The organism is Staphylococcus edaphicus (genome assembly GCF_002614725.1).
GTDB lineage: Bacteria > Bacillota > Bacilli > Staphylococcales > Staphylococcaceae > Staphylococcus > Staphylococcus edaphicus.
On sequence record NZ_MRZN01000001.1, the window covers coordinates 61076 to 80423 of the forward strand.

Genomic DNA, 19348 nt, shown 5'->3' on the forward strand with positions numbered 1-19348 from the left:
CAATTTAGCTTTAAGCTAGTGGATAAATTAAAATGTTATGTCACTTCCATTTTTGAAGTAGTGTATATATTATTTAATATCATGATATAGTTCTACAAATTTTTTCGCATCTTTACGATTTATTTGATCGAAAATCCAAGTTTCACCATCGATACGGATAATAGCAATTCTAAATGGTGAAAAAGACAAACCCATTTTCAAATTTTTAATTTCAGAAAATAAAATTGTTTCAGTCACATTTGTAATGTGTGTACCTTTCAACGATTTAAAAACAATTCTATCAGTGAGTAGAATTAAATGTCCAGAAACCATTTGTAACTGATAAAATTTCAATGAAACATTAATAGCGATTACTGGATGGTTCATATCAATATGCATACAAAGTTCTCCAATCTGAAATTTGATTTTATATGATTTAATCTTAGTAAATATCATATTGCTTAGTAAGTGATTTTGTTTGAGTATAACACGCCATAGTGTTATAGCAAATGAACAATCATAAAGCCACATCACACATAACAATGCATGATGTGGCTTTATTTTTAATGTTCATTATATTAAATTACATGAAATCAGCAAAATGATCTCTGTAACGCATATGTAAGATAGACCCAACAATAAAAAGCATTACGACAAGTATGATATTATAAACGGTTAAATGCCAGTGGTCAATGAAATACCATTCTTTGTGTAGTAGGGCAGCTCTATATCCTTCAGCTAAAAAATAAATAGGATTTAACTTCATTACAGTTACTACAATTTCATTTTTAGGTGCGTATAAAATTGAGGATACAAAAAATATGATTCGCATCAATGATTGCATCACCATTTGTGTATCACGAACAAGGACACCTAACGTTGATGTTAATATAGAGATGACTATTGTTAATATAAGTGCATAAGGTACATAAATTAATAATTGTATTGAATAAATAGAGGGATGATATCCTCCCAAAAAACATAAAATCAATACTATGCATAATAAGCCAAGATGACCATAAAATCTACTGAATACGATGTAACTTGGTATCACTGATAATGGGAATTTCATTTTAGCGACTTGATTATATTTTGAAGCAATTGCTTTTGTGCCTTCTAAAACACCTTGGTTCACAAAAAACCACATACTTATGCCAACAATAAGCCAATAGATAAAAGGAATTCCATCATGTGTAGCGTTATTTCGTAAACCTAAGCCGAATACAAACCAATATACTGCAATTTGCATAGCTGGATTTATCAATTCCCAGGCTATGCCTAAGTAGTTATTATGATTAGAAATACGTAGTTGAAAATCGGCAAGTCTTTTAATTAAGTAAAGATTCGTTAATTGTTCCTTTAATATAAAACAAACTGAATTCATTTGAACATATCACGCTTTCATATTTAGTATTTATAAATATTAATGCAAATTATTATACATTATTTTAAGAATATAAGTAAATAGATTACAAATAAACGTATTGATATTTTGAATGTTGATACATGATTTATTATTAGTTTCAATAACAATTTAAGAATCAAAACGAACTTCCTCTCTAAGTTAGGAAGTTCGTCTTTTTTATTTATACATTTATCAAGCTAAATTTAGTGTGTGTACATATATAATATTATAAATCTATTGGTATTTTGCCTTTGAAATTGACTGCGCGGTATGCAGCTCTTACTTTCGAATCTGAAGGGGGAGCTACTTCATTTAATCTGTAAGGAATATTTAATGCTTTCCATTTGTGAACGCCAAGTTGATGATAGGGTAGTATTTCAAATCGTTCAACATTTTTCAAAGAATTAATAAATTCTCCAAGCTGAACCAAAGCCTTTTCGCTATCTGTATATCCGGGAACAAGCACATGTCTTATCCATACAGGTTGTTGCATATCAGATAATTTACGAGCTACTTTTAATATATGTTTATTTGATTTACCAGTTAATGATACATGTTGTTCATCATCCATGTGTTTGATATCTAATAACAGGAGGTCGGTATACTGTAAAAGTTCCTCAAAGTGTCTATTAAAAGCAATAGAATCATTTGCGCATCCTGCCGAGGTATCAATACATGTATGAATTCCTTGTGATTGTAGTTCTTTAAATAAAGCTGTCAAGAAAGGCATTTGCAATAAAGGTTCGCCACCACTAACCGTTACACCACCTTGAGATGCATCAAAATAAGGCTTGTAAGTTATAATTTCATTTACCATCTCATCTACAGTTACTTCTCGGTAGGGGGAGTTAATTTGCCAAGTGTCTGGATTATGACAATAGAGGCATCTGAGCAAACAACCTTGGGTAAATAATATATAGCGAATGCCTGGTCCATCAACCGTACCCATGCTTTCGATGGAGTGTAAATGTCCTTTAAGCATGTTGTTACCACCTTATATAGTTAATTTTACATTCTTTCATGGAAAGTACGGGAAATGACATCTAATTGTTGTTCACGAGTTAATTTAATAAAGTTTACTGCATATCCAGAAACACGTATTGTTAATTGGGGATAAGCTTCTGGATGTTCCATGGCATCAATAAGTGTTTCTCTGTTGAATACGTTGATATTCAGATGATGTCCATGTTGCATTGCATACCCGTCTAACATACTAGTTAGGTTTTTATTTTGTTCATCTGATGCTTTACCAAGTGACTTAGGTACAATACTAAATGTATTCGAAATACCATCTTTACAACAGTCGTATGGAATTTTCGCTACAGAGCTTAATGAAGATAGTGCTCCTTTTTGGTCACGTCCATGCATAGGATTCGCACCAGGTGCAAATGGTTCACCAGCTTTACGACCATCAGGTGTGTTACCCGTTTTCTTACCATAAACTACATTAGATGTAATAGTTAGTACACTCATAGTATGTTCGGAATTACGGTATGTTTTATGACTTCTTAATTTTGTCATAAAGCGTTCCACTAAATCAATCGCGATATCATCTACCCGTTGATCGTTGTTTCCGTATTTAGGAAATTCGCCTTCAACCTCAAAATCAATGACCAAACCATTATCATCACGAAGCGGTTTTACTTGAGCATATTTTATAGCTGAAAGGGAGTCTGCAGCTACTGATAACCCAGCAATACCTGTTGCCATAGTACGTATAATTTCAGTATCGTGTAGCGCCATTTCAATTCTTTCATAACTATACTTGTCATGCATATAATGAATGACATTTAATGCATTGATATAAACACCGGCTAACCAGTCCATCATCTTGTCGAATTTTTCAAAGACTTCATCATACTGTAATACATCTGAATGAATTGGTTCGTATGATGGGCCAACTTGCATACCTGATTTTTCATCTTTACCACCATTGATGGCATATAATAATGTCTTCGCTAAGTTTGCACGTGCCCCAAAGAATTGCATTTGCTTGCCGATTTTCATTGCAGAAACACAACATGCAATACCATAATCATCGCCATAGGATTCTCGCATTAAATCATCATTTTCATATTGGATGGAACTTGTTTTGATACTCATTTTTGCACAGTATGTTTTAAAGTGTTCAGGTAAATGTACGGACCATAATACGGTTAAATTTGGTTCTGGCGCTGGACCTAAGTTGTCTAAAGAATGTAAGAAGCGGAATGAGTTTTTTGTAACCAGTGCTCTGCCATCAATACCAACACCGCCGATTGATTCAGTCACCCAAGTAGGATCGCCTGAGAATAGTTCATTATAGTCAGGTGTTCGTGCAAACTTTACAATGCGTAACTTCATAATGAAATGGTCAATAATTTCTTGAACTTCTTGTTCTGTGATTACACCATTATTTAAATCTCGCTGAGCATATATATCTAAGAAAGTAGAGGTACGACCTAAGCTCATAGCGGCACCATTTTGTTCTTTTATTGCAGCTAAATAAGCTAAATACAGCCATTGTACGGCTTCTTTGAAATTTGTAGCTGGACGGCTAAGATCAAAGCCATACATATTGCCTAATTCTTTTAGTTCTTTAAGTGCACGATATTGTTCGGATAATTCTTCACGTAAGCGAATGACATCTTCAGACATTTCTGTAGACAGTGTAGTGAAGTCATGCATTTTGGCATCCATTAAAAAGTCGACACCATAGAGTGCAACGCGACGATAGTCACCAATAATACGTCCACGACCATATGCATCTGGAAGTCCAGTAATAATACCTGCTTTTCGACAATTGAGCATTTCTTTAGAGTATGCATCAAAGACACCTTGATTATGTGTCTTGCGATATTCTGTGAATATTTTTTCTGTATTTTTATCTAATTCATAACCATAAGCTTCACAAGCAGCTTTAGCCATGCGAATACCACCAAATGGTTGCATGGACCGTTTAAATGGTTTCTCGGTTTGAACACCCACAACCGTTTCTAAATCTTTATTTAAGTAGCCAGCTTCGTGTGATGTAATTGTGGATGCAACCTCAGTATCCATATCCCACATACCACCACGTTCACGTTCTTCTTTTGATAAAGTCATGACTTGTTCCCAAAGTTTAGAAGTAGCTTCTGTAGGCCCTTCTAAAAATTGGTCATCACCATCATAAAGTGTGTAGTTTAATTGAATAAATTCACGGACATCTACATGACGATTCCAACGACCGTTCTTAAAACCTTGCCACGCATCTGTTTTTTGATTAGTTTCATTTGGCATAGTTAATTCCTCCATTCATATTGTTAACGTTTTCACAATAATTGTAACATTTACTTTGTTATTTTTTTCACAATAATTGTGGCCATTTTTTCACTAATCTGTGAATAGTTTGAAAAACTGTAGCCAATCATATGACAGATACATACTATTTAGTGTCTGTTATATAACAGACGCGAATAAATAGTCATACTTTTTATGGCATGAAGCGCTATAATTTAACAAAAAAAGTTATCTGAAACATATCTAGTGATGTTTCAGATAACTTTTGAATGTATGAAATATAATAGTAGGGATTTGTTATTTTTGAATTTATGAATTGGCATTTCTACCTATGATAGTCATGTTAGTCTCGCATACATAGGCACATTTACAATTAATTAAAAACGATGGTTTTATTGCCATCATTTACAATTATTTTATGTTGCACATGATATTCAACAGCCTGTGCTAGAACTGTTGATTCAATATGACGACCAATTTTTCTTAAATCTTGAACACTATATCGATGATTGATACGTGTGACATCTTGTTCTATGATTGGGCCTTCATCTAAGTCCGATGTCACATAATGACTTGTTGCACCTACAAGTTTAACACCACGTTCCCATGCTTGTTTGTATGGATTAGCACCTATAAATGATGGTAGAAATGAATGATGAATATTTATAATTTGGTTTGGATAATGACTAACGAAATAATCAGTCAGAATTTGCATATATTTAGCTAAGACAATTAAATCAACCTCATGTTTTGAACAAATATTTAGTGTGTCTGTTTCAACTTCATGCTTATCCTTATTATTAGGTACAAAATAAAAAGGAATGGATAAAGATTCAGCAAAATGTTTATTTGTTTCATGATTACTGACGACACAAACGATTTCTGCTGGTAGTTCACCGCGTTGTACTCTTAACAATACTTCATTAAACGCATGATCTTCTTTAGAGACAAAGAGTGCGACTTTAGTTTTAACGTTACTATCGAAAAGTTCAAACTGAATGTTATTTTGATTTAAAGTAAACTCCAATGATGTTTTCAGTTCAGCTACTTCTTCAAACTCAAGACGTAGAAATAATTTACCATTTTCATCTTGGGAGTTGTCATATTCCGTAAAATGGTCTAAATGCAATATATTAGCATTATGTTTTGCTATTAGTGTAGTAATTAAAGAAGTAACACCAACCTTGTCTTTGCATCTAGCTAGTAATATATATGTATTTTTCATGTTAAGCACCTCGAAATTTTAAAGTAACTCAGATTATAATGAAAATTCAGAATAATGCAAACAAATTCGCTTAAATAAATTAATTTAGATAAATTTGGACTTTATCTATGCGAAAACATAAAAAATGGGTTATAATAAATAATAGTGTTTTTATCTTAAAAGAGTAATAAGTAATTTATAGTGTTGACACTTTTCACAAAAATAATACGCTTACAAACAAAGTGTTTTTAGTTTTTAAAATTAATATAAGATATAAGATTGATTATTTTGATAATTGCGCCAATAAACATAAATAACGAAAATTTCATTTCACTCTTTTATTTTCCTGAAAATTGTATTATGATGTAATTTGTGTTTCAAGAAGCGTGTATTATTGCAATTTCTTGTGTCCGGATAAAATATTCTTTTATGAAAGGTAGATTAAAGTAATGGATAGACAGAGTTTTACAGATTTAATTCAAACAAAATTCAAAATGGTACGTATTGAAGCAGGTTATACGCAAGATACAATGGCCCAAACTATAGGTCTTTCTAAAAAGACATTAGTACAAATAGAAAAAGAGAGAGTATTACCTAACTGGACAACATGTGTGTCAATATGTGCATTATTTAGAGATTCAGATGTATTAAATAGTACATTTGGTTGTGATCCCTTAGAAATGGTACAAACTATTTCTCGTAATCATTGTGCATATCCTAACCATTCAACAACAAGTGATATATATTGGAACACTGTTGATAATCGTAATGGTTTTATTTTACAAAGTAATAAAGTAAGCGATATTTATCGCGTGTTGAACCAAGAGACACAACCGATATTTGGCACTTCTAAACTAAGAGAAGCTGAAACGTATTTCGGTAGAATTTCTAAGGAAGAATTAATGCACGTTTAATATTAATTCAAAATGTGATAGAAGAATCATTATTTATATAATCATAATATGTAGCATGTTACATTGTATATGAATGATTTAGTCACTATCCGTTATTTGACCTAAACATGGCTTTAGGTCTTTTTTTATTTGATTTTATAAAGCATGTGAATCATGGCTTTTTCCTACACAATTAGCATCTATGTGTTATACAATGTAAAAATGACTATGATAATATTTTGAATTTTATTTAAGTAAACAAAGGAGTTAAACAAATGCATGCATTTTTAATTATTATTTTTATGATGGTTATCGGCGCACTGATTGGTGGAGTAACTAATGTCATTGCTGTCAGAATGTTATTCCACCCGTTTAAGACGTATTATATATTCAATAAAAGAGTACCATTTACACCGGGATTAATTCCAAAAAGAAGAAAAGAAGTCGCTGATAAAATTGGTCAAGTCGTTGAAGAACATTTACTAACTGAGGAAGTTATTCAATCTAAATTGAAAGCACCGACTTCTAGAGATGCCATTGAAGAGATTATATTTAATCAAATTGGACAATTAAAACAAAATCATACGACGATACAAACATTGGCAGACAAATTGGATATTGATTTTGCTAATACAGCAAACCAAAAATTAGAGGGAATTATTTCTAGTAAATTAAAAACATTTTATCTAGATCATCAACAAACACCCATAGCACAACTTATACCTGCTGATATTGAAAGCAGTTTAGATGATAAAGTTGCCTTACTTCCTGATTTATTATTCGATAGAGCACGTGTGTACTTGAAGTCAGAAAAGGGTGGTACTGATATTGCGTCGATGTTAGATACTTTTTTCAATGAAAAAGGGAAAATTGTAGGTATGCTACAAATGTTTATGACAAAAGAAAGCATTGCTGAGCGTATCCAGCATGAACTTATAAGACTTACGAGCCATCCTAAAGCGAAAGCCATTGCTACGCAAATCATTGAAAATGAATATGAAACGATGAAATCGAAGCAATTGAATGAACTTTTAAATGAAGATCAATTTAATTCATTTAAAACGTCTGTTATAGAGTTAGCAATAAGCTACATGGATATTGAAAAAACATCACAAAAACCATTGCATGAAGTCATGCCGAGTTTTATAACATTTTTAGAAATGAAAGTTTCAAAAAAATTAACAGATGTCGTTATTGATAACGCATCAAAACATCTATCACCAATTATGAAAAAGATAAATTTGCGACAAATGGTAGAAGCTCAAATCAATACATTTGATTTAGCTTATATTGAAAAATTAATCATAGATATTGCTAACAAAGAATTGAAATTAATTATGCTTTTAGGCTTTTTACTAGGTGGTATAATCGGTTTATTACAAGGTGTGATTGCAATTTTTGTATAACATATTAAATTATGTTATTGTAATATCGATGTGGTTTTCACACATATACAAAAAAGGAGTGAAGCATAGTGGCAGTAAATTTATACGATCATGCAAATCAATTAGAACAAGCATTAAGAGAAAGTGATGAATATCAAGCTATTCAAAATGCTTATGCGAAAGTTAAAGAAAATCAAGAGTCAAAAGATTTATTTGACGAATTCCGCGAAACGCAATTAAATTTCCAACAAAAACAAATGCAAGGTGAAGAAATCGGTGAAGAAGAGCTACAAAAAGCACAAGAACAAGCTCAAAAAATCGAAAATGATTCAAATATTTCTGAATTAATGGCTGCTGAACAAAACATGAGCCAAGTATTCCAAGAAATTAACCAAATTATTGTTAAACCATTAGACGAAATTTACGCTGACTAATTATAATTAGTTGAACGTTAAGTATATATATTCAGATAATGAAACCAAAGCCGGGACATAAATATATGTCTCGGCTTTGGTTTGTCTTAAAGTCAGTGAATTGCTGCAATGAAAATTGAGGCATTACTTTTAATTATGTGAATGAGCTGTTCTTAATGAACTGCTTTAAAATGTTTAATACTAAATCATTCTTTTTAATTGAAACTTGAATCAACTTAAGTTTAGTAAATTATATAAAAGATAGTTAATAAAACGAATACGTATCTAGTTTTATCGACTGGTGAATAGACAATATGGTAAAATATAGAGATATAAGGTATTGACATACATATAATTTAACAATCAGGATAAATGCCTGGATGTTATTAAATTGTGGTATATGCTTAAGTACAAATAAACCTTTCGATAAAGGAGAACTATACTGTATGGTGAAATTTATTCATTGTGCTGACTTACATTTAGATAGTCCTTTTAAATCTAGAAGTTATCTTAGTCAGTCTATTTTTGAAGATATGCAAAAGAGTGCGTACGAAAGTTTTAAAAAAATAGTAGATTTAGCATTAAATGAAGAAATAGATTTCATGATTATTTCTGGTGATTTATTCGATCAACACAATCGTACACTTCGCGCAGAAGTATTTTTAAAGGAACAATTTGAACGGTTAGAACGGGAACAAATATTTGTTTATTTATGTCATGGTAACCATGATCCTTTGTCTGCAAGTATTGGAACAGTGTGGCCGGATAATGTTTCAGTATTCTCAGAGAATGTTGAAACATATCAAACAATAACTAAAAATGGCGAAGAAATTTATTTACATGGGTTTAGTTATCAAAATGATGCTAGTTATGAAAATAAGCTCGATGCTTATCCTTCTAGTCAAGGGCAAAAAGGTATACATATTGGTATTTTACATGGTACATATAGCAAATCAAATACCAATGATCGCTATACAGAATTTAGATTAGAGGACTTAAATACGAAACTGTATCATTATTGGGCATTAGGTCATATTCATGAACGTCAACAACTTAGTGATATGCCTCAAATTCATTATCCAGGCAATATTCAAGGACGACATTTTAAAGAGCAAGGTGAAAAAGGATGCTTGTTAGTTGAGGGAGATGATTTAAGGCTTAATGCGCAATTTATCCCAACTCAGTTTATACGCTTTGAAAAAGCAACGATAGAATCAGATAAAACTTCAAAACAAGGTTTATTTGATGATATTCAATCATTTAAATCACAAGTTAGAAAAGATGGAAAAGCTATCTATCAGTTGAACGTAATAGTAAATTCGGATCAAATGATTTCTGAACAAGACATTTTACAGGTCCATGAAATGATAAGTGACTATGAAGAAAATGAGCATAATTTCGTATTTATAGAACAACTGTCAATTAGAAATAAATACGAAGATCAAAATACATTAGTTAAAGAGTTCTCACCAGATTTAATAGATGATACAACGGTATATGATAAAGCGATGAATGATTTGTATTTGAACCCTAAAGCGTCTAAATATCTAGAAAATTATAGTGATTTCGATAGAAAAGCATTGATTGAACATGCTGAAGCATTATTGAAGTCAGATATGAGGGGGGATTAATATGAAAATCAAATCACTAGAGATATATGGATATGGCAGATTTATTGAAAGAAAAATTGAATTTGATGAATCATTTACAGAGATTTATGGTGAAAATGAAACCGGTAAGTCTACAATACAGGCCTTTATTCATTCCATTCTTTTTGGCTTTCCAACAAAAAAGGAAAATGAACCACGACTAGAGCCGAGATTAGGTAATCAGTATGGTGGTAAATTGACTTTAATACAAGAAGATGGTTCCTTTGTTGAAGTTGAACGTATTAAAGGTAGTGCAACGGGGGATGTGAAAGTTTATCTTCCGAATGGCTCCATTAAAGATGAAAGTTGGTTGAAAAAAGAACTCAACTTTATTTCTAAACGTACTTATCAAGGCATTTTTTCTTTTGATGTCTTAGGTTTACAAGATATTCATAAAAATATGGATGAAACACAATTACAAAATTATCTATTACAAGCAGGTGCATTAGGTTCTACTGAATTTACAAGTATGCGTGAATTAGTAAACGATAAAAAAGAAATGCTTTATAAGAAGAATGGTCGTAATCCCATCATTAATCAACAATTGGAGCAACTAAAAGAATTAGAAGGACAAATCAGAGAAGAAGAGGCCAAATTAACTTCCTATAAACGCTTAGTAGATGATAAAGATAAGGCAGAAAGACGACTTAACAATTTAAAGCAAAATTTGGCACAGTTATCTAAGATGCATGAACGTAAACAAAAAGAGTTAGCGCTACATGAACAAGCGCAAGAATGGAAACAATTGGAAGCACAATTGAATATAGAACCCGTTGTTTTTCCGGAACAAGGGATAGATCGTTATGAGTCTGCAAAGTTACAAACTCAGAATTTAAAGCGTGATATCAGTTTAAGAGAAGAACGTATAGCGCATCTTAAAGCAGAAAATGAAAAAATAACGGTACCACGTCAAAGTGATATTGATGCTTTTAATCATTTACATCAACAGGAAAATGAAATAAAACAAAAAGAGTACGAAGTTAAAGCATTAGATAAAGAAATACAAGATAAAGAACGTGAAAAGGAAGGTTTGAAATCTAACATTGGTTGGCAAACTGTTCATCATGAGGTGGATGGTTCAGAAGCTATGAAGAGTCATGTTAGTAATCAAATAAAAGATAAGCAAGAGCAAATGGCTTATATTCAACAACTTGAACGTAATATTGAAGAAAACAAAATTGATAAAGATACAAATCAAGCAGAAATGGATGCTCTTGAGGCTGATATTGTTCCAGAAGAAAACTTCGAAAAGAAAAAACAATATAATAGACAAGTTTTTGAGCTTCAAGAGAAAAATAATCTTTATCAAAAAATGAAAGAAACTTTTGATAAAGAGCAACGAGAAAATGAGAAAAAGCAAAACTTAATGCGTATCGCACTAATCGTATTATCTGTTGTTAGTATTGGACTTACTATATTCTCATTTGTTTCTGCTAATTTCATATTCGGCATCATTTTTGCTATCTTAGCACTTGTGTTTATTATCGGTATATTCTTTATTAAAACCAAAGAAGTAGGACATAGTGAATCCTTCTCCAAAGAAATTGACGACTTACAAAATCAAGTTACACAACTTGAAGATAATTATGACTTGGATTTCGATTTAGATGATCAATATAGAGTGCGTGAACAATTACAAACAACGATTAAGTCTAAAGAAGCAATAGATAAGAAAGCAACATATCTAACTGATACTTTAGCGCAAGCGCAGCAACAATACCAAAATGCCCAAAGCAATATTGAAAAAGTGAAAGTTGATTTGAATTTATCCGATAAAATGTCGGATGAATTAATCGTGGATAGTATTGGTACAATGAACAAAATTAAAGCACATGATAAACATATCGACGATTTGAAAACGCAGGTCCAAGCATTAAAACAACAGTTAACTGAATTTTATGTACATGCACAAGAAGTAACGAAAAATCAATTCACGTATTTCAATGAATTGTCATTATTTCATGACATAAGACAATGGTTAAAAGAAGAAACAAATAATTTAGAAAAATGGTCTCGTAATGATGAACAAATTAATTTAATTGAAAGTGAAGTTTCACAACTTCGCAATAGATTAAATGAAAATAACAATGTGATTAACCAATTGTTTAACTTTGTTAACGCAAGCGATGAAGAATCGTATTATCAACATCATGTTCAATATCAAAATTACAATCAAAATATGTCACGTTTTAACGACTTGTCTAAATACCTAGAAAACCAAAATTATAATTATGATACGAGTTCTAAACTAAGTGAGAAAACGGCGGCACAATTGACGAATGAAGATGAAGTGTTGGCACGACAAGTTGATGAATATAATGATCAGTATTTAGAAATGCAATCTGAAGTAAGTGACTTGAATGCCAAAATTTCTGACATGGAAACAGATAAAACATTAGCGGAGTTAAGACATAGATTCCATATATTAAAAAATAAAGTTAATGACGAAGCAAAAGATTGGGCAAGTTTAAGTTACTTACAAGCATTAGTTGAAGCACATATTAAACAAATTAAAGATAAGCGTTTACCACAAGTGATAAATGAAGCGACTGATATCTTTGCGCATTTAACAAATGGTCATTACGTTCAAGTTACGTATGCAAATGATGATTTAATGGTCAAACAGGTCAATGGTCAAATGTATGAACCAGTAGAATTGAGTCAATCAACTAAAGAAATTTTATACATTGCATTACGTTTAAGTTTAATTAAAACATTAAAACCATATTATCCATTCCCAATCGTCATCGATGATGCATTTGTTCATTTTGATAAACAACGAAAAGACATCATGATGAATTATTTAAGACAAATGCCTAATAGTTACCAAATCCTATACTTTACGTGTGTGAAAGATACAAGCGTGCCTTCAAAACAAATTATTACTTTAGATAAAATTCAGGAAGGCGGTAAATAATGAGAAATGTAGAAAAATTAAATCCAGGTGATTCAGTAGATCATTTTTTCTTGATTCATAAAGCAACACAAGGTGTTACTGCTCAAGGTAAAGATTATATGACGCTACACTTACAAGACAAAAGTGGTGATATAGAAGCTAAATTATGGACTGTGTCTAAAGAAGATATGAAAGTGTTAGAACCAGAAAAAATCGTACATGTCACGGGCGATGTCATTAATTATCGTGGTCGAAAACAGATGAAGATAAATAAAATAAAATTAGCTACACCAGAAGATAATATGAAAACACAAGATTTTGTTGATGGAGCACCGCTTACTCCTGAAGAAATTCAAGAGGAAATAGCACATTATATGTTGGATATTGAAAATGCAACATTACAACGTATCACTAGACACTTGATTCGCAAGCATCAAGAATCGTTCTTTACATTCCCAGCTGCGAGTACGCATCATCATAATTTTTCTAGCGGCCTTAGTTACCATGTGCTTACCATGTTACGTGTAGCAAAATCAATTTGTGACATTTATCCATTGTTAAATCGTAGTTTATTATATAGTGCGATTATCTTACACGATTTAGGGAAAGTCAGAGAATTGAGTGGTCCAGTAGCCACGTCTTATACTGTTGAAGGTAATTTATTAGGTCATATATCAATTGCTAGTGATGAAGTTGCGGAAGCAGCAAGAGAGTTAAATTTAGAAGGTGAAGAAGTATTATTGCTACGCCATATGATTTTAGCACATCACGGAAAAATGGAATATGGTTCACCGAAATTACCACATATGAAAGAAGCGGAGATTTTATTTTTCATTGATAATATCGATGCGAAAATGAATATGTTTGAAAAGGCTTATAAGAAAACAGATAAAGGCCAATTTACAGAACGTATTTTTGGTTTAGATGGAAGACAATTTTACAAGCCAACTTCGTTAGACTAAGTATGATTAAATGAAGGTATTTTCATTTTCTATAATTTTTTGTTGACTACCTAGTTGTTAAATAATATCTAGAAGTGAATATGGGAGTATAGATTTAACTGGATTGAACATCATGCTTAAGCATCACTTATATCATAACAAGAAGCTAGGACAATTTATTGCCCTAGCTTCTTGTTATTTATATCATTAGAATATATTATGATTAGCAAAAATAGGGCGTCACAGAATTCTAATTTAAACATAGAATTCTGTGACGCTTTGTTTTTATGTGTGTGATTATTGTCCTGCTGTCATACCGCCACCACTTTGTTGCATTGCTTGCTGTTGCTGTTGTTGTTGCTGCTGTTGCTTAATTTTTTTAGGATCTAATATTGAGTCTTCGATTGCTTTTTTAATATCTCTATCTTTATAATCCACTTTATATTCATCAAGTAATTCTTTATAAGCATCAGTTAAGAGTTTAGGATCTTTTTGAACTTTAGTTTGAATGAGTTGACCTTTAAGTTTACTTTTTTCTTTATCAAAATCGTTTTCTTTATCTGCTTTGATAATATGGTAACCATAGTCTGTTTTAACTACATCTGACACTTTGCCTTCTTTAAGTTTGAATAGAGCCTTTTCAAACTTGTCATCCATTTGACCTTTGATAACATAGCCTAAGCTGCCATCTTTTTTAGCTGATGCTTTATCCATAGATTCTTTTTTAGCAGTTTCTCCAAATTTACTTGGGTTTTTTTCAACTTCTTTTTGGATTTTTTCAGCCTTGGCTTTAGCTTCTTTGTCGGATAAACCTTCTTTATCATCTTTATTTTCTTTGACTTTGATTAAGATATGAGAACCTTTTTTAGTATCTTCTTTAATTTCTTTGTCAGACATACTGACTTTATCATTTAGTAGTTCTTTTTGATAAGCTTGTAATTTTTTCTGTTCTTTATAGTCGCCTATAGACATTTTTTGTTGTTTTAACATACTTTCAAATTGATCTTTTCCGCCATATTGTTTTTGTTCTTTTTCAACTTCTTTATCAATATCTTTAGTATTTACATCATCTTTATATTTGTCAGCTAACAATTTGTTTAACATGATAGAGAAAGAGGTATTAGCAATTTGCTCGTCACCCATCTTATTCATTACGTCTTCAACTTTGACGTCACCAGCTTTTGAAGAAATAATCGTATCATCTTTTGAATCTGTTGCGCTGTTACCACATGCGCCTAAAAGTAATGCACTAGCCGTAACAGGAAGTAAAACTTTTCTAAATGTTTTCATAGTTGGAAACTCCTTTTGTAAGAATAACAACGTAAATATAACATATTATTGATTAATCACCAATTAGAAACATAACTTCTACGACTATAGTATTAGTATTTTAAATGAATTGTTCTATGTTATGATTTATAATTTTATTCCAAGTGAGTAAGATAGATAATATAAAAAAAGAGGTAACATAGTTATCTAATAACATTTAGACAACGTATATGCACCTCTAAACATATTTAAATCACAATGCTAAGCAAGCATTAATAATCAAAATTCGTCTTTTTTTTCATAATTCGTTTTCACTTTATTTAATATATTGATACCTGTTTGATGCTCCTCAATATAATCACCTTCATTTGAAAATAAAATAATTTTTAAATATAGAAAATCCATAACTGAATATCCCATATTTAAAGCAATTAAGAACATAAGATAATGACCATATTGTGGAAATAGGGTACTCATATATCCACAAATCGCAGTGATTATTATAACTGGTGTAATTAAATCAAAACAAAAGTAATACTTATTTACCGGTGTACTTACATAGGTATTATAAAATGGGATGTTTTTTTGTCGCAATAACTTATATTTTTTAAACGATTTATAATAAGGAATAAAAAATAGTAAATGAATTGCTTTATGAATTGGATATAAAATAATAACAAGTAGTAAAAAAATTAAAAAATATTTGTCAGTTAGTTTGGTATTAGAAAAAAAATAAAGTATTTCATAAGCAATGAGAAAAGTGATGATGGTTGTGACTAAACTAAGGAATGCAATCCTTGGTAATCCAAATCGTGCATTTATATCGATTTGTCGAGTACAGAGATACATTGTTTGTTCACTCCTATGCTCTCTTAAAGTTATATTATATATACTTTCGTATTATCTATCTTAAGTTGAGAAACGTCAAGATATATTTATGGGTTTAAAAGAGGATAAACATAGGAGTGATAGTAGCGAATTTAAATTAAAAAGCTGTAACCTATCATTTAATAAAATGATAGGTTACAGCTAACAAATTTATGACTTATATTAAGTTTATTTTTCGTCTTTTTCAAATGCTTTTGAAATTTCTTCGCCACGATTTTGAAGATTTTCAATATGTGATTGTAAGTTCTCGATATTTGGGTTGATATCTGATTTAAAATCACCAATCATTGTTTTTACTTCATCACCGATTGAACTACCAAATTCAGTGCTTTCTGTTTTGATTTGTGAAATATAATTTGCGATATCATTGACACTTTGTTTAATCGTGTTTATTTCTCTGTCAAACTCTGACTCAGCACCAGTTGGTTTTTTGGCATGCGCCGTAAATTGATTTGAATCCTTTTTGTCACGATTCATTAGAGCTACACCAAGACCAGTTGCAACGCCCGCACCTAGTCCTAATAATATTTGAGCTGTTTTCATAAAAATTCTCCTCATTTCTAGTAGTATCTCATCTGTTAATATTTTTTATATACCCCATATGTAATAAGGTAAGCATGATTATTCGAATTGAGCGGCTATTTCTTGCGCAATTTGAGCTTTTTGTTCATCGTCAATACTTTCTTCGTGTGTCTCCCACTTATAGCCAAAACCATCAACATCGTTTTCATATCTTGGTAGTAAATGGAAGTGGAGATGGAAGACAGATTGATCGGCAAATTCACCATTATTCTGTATAATATTGAGTCCATCGGGATTAAATGCTGCTTTAATAGCATTTGCTACTTTTGGTAGCGCGACACCAATATGTTTCATGGTTTCACTGTCAGTTTCAAAAATATTAGCAGATACTTTTTTAGGGATTAAAAGTGTGTGGCCTTTTGTAACTTGAGATATATCTAAAAATGCATAGACATAATCATCTTCGTATACTTTATGACTTGGGATTTCACCATCTATAATTTTACTAAAGATTGTTTCAGACATAAAATCTTCACTCCTTGTAAGATTGTTAGTTACTATTATAGCATTCCTGTATTATTTACGTCAGTTTTCGCAGTAAATTTATGACTAATGAAGGATTTTTGGTACAATATATTTTGTGGAGGTGCCATATGACAGTAAAAGTAGAACATTTAACAGGTGGCTACGGCAAACGACCTGTAATTAAAAATATAAACTTTGAATTAACGCAAGGTGAAATTGTAGGACTCATAGGTTTAAATGGGGCAGGTAAGAGTACAACAATCAAGCATATGCTTGGATTGTTGACGCCAATGGAAGGTGACCTATCTATTTCAAATACAAACATTAAACAAGATGTTGAAACATATAGAAGAAAGTTGTCATATATTCCTGAATCACCAGTAATTTATGAAGAATTGACACTGCAAGAACACATTTATATGACGGCTATGGCTTATAATATAAGTAGAGAAGTTGCAATGGAACGTGCACGTCCATTGTTAAAGACATTTCGTTTAGAGGATGAGTTAAATATCTTTCCTAGTCATTTCTCTAAAGGGATGAAACAAAAAGTCATGATTATATGTGCGTTTATAGTTGATCCCGAACTTTACATTATTGATGAACCATTTCTTGGGTTAGATCCTCTAGGAATCCAGTCAATGTTAGATTTAATGGTAGAGAAAAAACAAGAAGGTCGTACGGTGTTGATGAGTACACATATCTTAGCGACTGCAGAACGCTATTGTGATAGATTTTTAATCATGGATGAAGGAGAAATCGTCGCTTTTGGAGACTTGGAAGAGTTACGCGCTCAGACAGGGTTAGAAGGTAAGACATTAGATGAAATTTATATCCATGTCACACAAGGTGGCCAAATTCTATGACGGTAGAGGCAAAACAATTATTTAAAGCTAGAAAACGTGAAATAAACAAAGAAAAGCAATATTATAATAAATTTATTTTTAATGGTCATTTTTCTTTGTTTTTAGTCATTATGTTGGGCGCGTTTATTTTAGGTTATGGTGATTGGCTTAAAACGATACCTAAACAAATTAATTATTCACTCATCGTTAGTGTCGTGGTTGCCATAACATCGATGTTTCCAATGCGAACACTACTTAAAGATGCAGACAAATTATTCTTATTACCATTTGAAAAAAATATGACAGACTATATAACACATTCTTTACTATATAGTTACTTTTCGCGTATTGGATTACAAATTATAATTATCATAGTTTTATTTCCGTTATTTTATGTAATTAATGACAAAACGATTGGTTTTTATATTTTATTCGCGTTGTTAATGTTAATTATGCCTTTTATAGGATTATTGTTGAAATGGCAATGGTATACGTACAAATTGGAAAGTTGGTCATTGCACACATTACTATTCATCTTTTTTGCATCAGGGTACTATGTTGCCTTAGATGCAAAACAAATTTCAAGCATTATTCCTGTCATAGTCATTGTAGGATTAACATTAATGCTTCGATATCAGAATAAGCATCAACTATTTCCATGGGAACGTATGATCAAATCTGAACAACAACATCATATGAACTATTATAAATTTGTAAATATGTTCACTGACGTTAAACATCTTAAAGGAACAGCGGTACGGAGAAGTTATTTAGACTCGATATTAGCAACACCAAAGAGTAAAAATTTTAATGAAAACAATATGTATCTATACTTATTTGTTAGAAGTTTTGCTAGAGGGAAAGATGTTTTTAATATTATCTTAAGATTAGTTATCATTGCTTTAATACTCATGATTTGGTTACATCAACCAGTAATCACTTTAATCATAGGGAGTCTATTTATGTATGTCATCTTACTACAAATGGCTCAGTTCTATACACAACAAGCATATGGTTTATGGCCCCAAGTATGGCCAAGCCCAGATTCAAAAGTGATTCAAGGATATGAACAATTATTATACAGGCTGATGATTATTATTGGTATTTTATTTTTAGTTGTATATGCAATCACATTTCCACTATATAGTTATTTTGGATTATTGTACTTTATCGTAGGATGGTTAACAATTAGAAATGTAATTAAAAAATTAAAATATCAAGAAACTTTATTGCGAGATTAAAAAAGTCACCATTTAGGTCATAAGTAAATGACCTA

The 19348-nt window shown here is 31.3% G+C and carries 17 protein-coding genes; 8 read left to right on the forward strand and 9 right to left on the reverse strand.

The window, feature by feature from the left end; translation table 11 throughout:
- Positions 1-69: 69 nt before the first annotated feature.
- The 5 genes from BTJ66_RS00520 to purU all read right to left on the reverse strand — a co-directional run bounded on the left by BTJ66_RS00520 (position 70) and on the right by purU (position 5867).
- The gene (locus tag BTJ66_RS00520) at positions 70-378 is read right to left on the reverse strand and encodes a hypothetical protein (protein WP_099089055.1); all 309 of its coding nucleotides are present in this window, start codon (positions 376-378) and stop codon (positions 70-72) included.
- A gap of 184 nt (positions 379-562) precedes the next feature.
- On the reverse strand, positions 563-1363 hold the full coding sequence (locus BTJ66_RS00525) for an ABC transporter permease (RefSeq protein ID WP_099089056.1): 801 nt from the start codon (positions 1361-1363) through the stop codon (positions 563-565).
- A 247-nt stretch (positions 1364-1610) separates the two neighbouring features.
- Entirely contained in the window at positions 1611-2366 is a 756-nt protein-coding gene (pflA, locus tag BTJ66_RS00530; protein ID WP_099089057.1) for a pyruvate formate-lyase-activating protein, read from the reverse strand.
- Between the two features lie 26 nt (positions 2367-2392).
- Entirely contained in the window at positions 2393-4642 is a 2250-nt protein-coding gene (pflB, locus tag BTJ66_RS00535; RefSeq protein WP_099089058.1) for a formate C-acetyltransferase, read from the reverse strand.
- 373 nt (positions 4643-5015) lie between these two features.
- The gene (gene purU / locus BTJ66_RS00540; protein ID WP_099089059.1) at positions 5016-5867 is read right to left on the reverse strand and encodes a formyltetrahydrofolate deformylase; all 852 of its coding nucleotides are present in this window, start codon (positions 5865-5867) and stop codon (positions 5016-5018) included.
- A 428-nt stretch (positions 5868-6295) separates the two neighbouring features.
- On the opposite strand from purU, the gene xdrA reads away from it, so the two are divergent.
- The 6 genes from xdrA (at position 6296) to yhaM (ending at position 14044) form a co-directional block, all read left to right on the forward strand.
- Positions 6296-6760, forward strand: a complete 465-nt coding sequence (gene xdrA, locus BTJ66_RS00545) for an XRE family transcriptional regulator XdrA (RefSeq protein ID WP_099089060.1) — start codon at positions 6296-6298, stop codon at positions 6758-6760.
- Positions 6761-7014: 254 nt separating this feature from the next.
- Entirely contained in the window at positions 7015-8145 is a 1131-nt protein-coding gene (locus BTJ66_RS00550; RefSeq protein WP_099089061.1) for a DUF445 domain-containing protein, read from the forward strand.
- Positions 8146-8213: 68 nt separating this feature from the next.
- Positions 8214-8558 (forward strand): YlbF/YmcA family competence regulator, encoded by a 345-nt coding sequence (locus BTJ66_RS00555; RefSeq protein WP_017723169.1) that lies wholly within the window; start codon positions 8214-8216, stop codon positions 8556-8558.
- Between the two features lie 425 nt (positions 8559-8983).
- On the forward strand, positions 8984-10168 hold the full coding sequence (locus BTJ66_RS00560) for a metallophosphoesterase family protein (RefSeq protein ID WP_099089062.1): 1185 nt from the start codon (positions 8984-8986) through the stop codon (positions 10166-10168).
- A gap of 1 nt (position 10169) precedes the next feature.
- Entirely contained in the window at positions 10170-13103 is a 2934-nt protein-coding gene (locus tag BTJ66_RS00565; RefSeq protein ID WP_099089063.1) for an ATP-binding protein, read from the forward strand.
- A complete protein-coding gene (gene yhaM / locus BTJ66_RS00570; RefSeq protein WP_099089064.1) occupies positions 13103-14044 on the forward strand; it encodes a 3'-5' exoribonuclease YhaM in 942 nt (313 codons plus the stop codon). The genes BTJ66_RS00565 and yhaM overlap by 1 nt, the downstream gene beginning before the upstream one ends.
- 276 nt (positions 14045-14320) lie before the next feature.
- Here yhaM and prsA read toward each other — a convergent pair whose 3' ends face one another.
- The 4 genes from prsA to BTJ66_RS00590 form a co-directional block, all read right to left on the reverse strand.
- The gene (gene prsA, locus BTJ66_RS00575; RefSeq protein ID WP_099089065.1) at positions 14321-15313 is read right to left on the reverse strand and encodes a peptidylprolyl isomerase PrsA; all 993 of its coding nucleotides are present in this window, start codon (positions 15311-15313) and stop codon (positions 14321-14323) included.
- Positions 15314-15571: 258 nt separating this feature from the next.
- Entirely contained in the window at positions 15572-16141 is a 570-nt protein-coding gene (locus tag BTJ66_RS00580; protein WP_099089066.1) for a DUF3267 domain-containing protein, read from the reverse strand.
- Positions 16142-16348: 207 nt separating this feature from the next.
- Positions 16349-16723 carry a YtxH domain-containing protein gene (locus tag BTJ66_RS00585; RefSeq protein WP_099089067.1) on the reverse strand — a complete coding sequence of 125 codons (375 nt, stop codon included), beginning with the start codon at positions 16721-16723 and terminating at the stop codon, positions 16349-16351.
- 78 nt (positions 16724-16801) lie between these two features.
- Entirely contained in the window at positions 16802-17227 is a 426-nt protein-coding gene (locus BTJ66_RS00590; RefSeq protein WP_099089068.1) for an HIT family protein, read from the reverse strand.
- Positions 17228-17355: 128 nt separating this feature from the next.
- Between BTJ66_RS00590 and ecsA the strand changes: the two genes are divergently transcribed.
- Positions 17356-18093 carry an ABC transporter ATP-binding protein EcsA gene (ecsA, locus tag BTJ66_RS00595; RefSeq protein ID WP_099089069.1) on the forward strand — a complete coding sequence of 246 codons (738 nt, stop codon included), beginning with the start codon at positions 17356-17358 and terminating at the stop codon, positions 18091-18093.
- The gene (gene ecsB / locus BTJ66_RS00600; RefSeq protein WP_099089070.1) at positions 18090-19313 is read left to right on the forward strand and encodes an ABC transporter permease EcsB; all 1224 of its coding nucleotides are present in this window, start codon (positions 18090-18092) and stop codon (positions 19311-19313) included. Before ecsA ends, ecsB begins: the two co-directional genes overlap by 4 nt.
- The last annotated feature ends 35 nt before the right edge of the window (positions 19314-19348 follow it).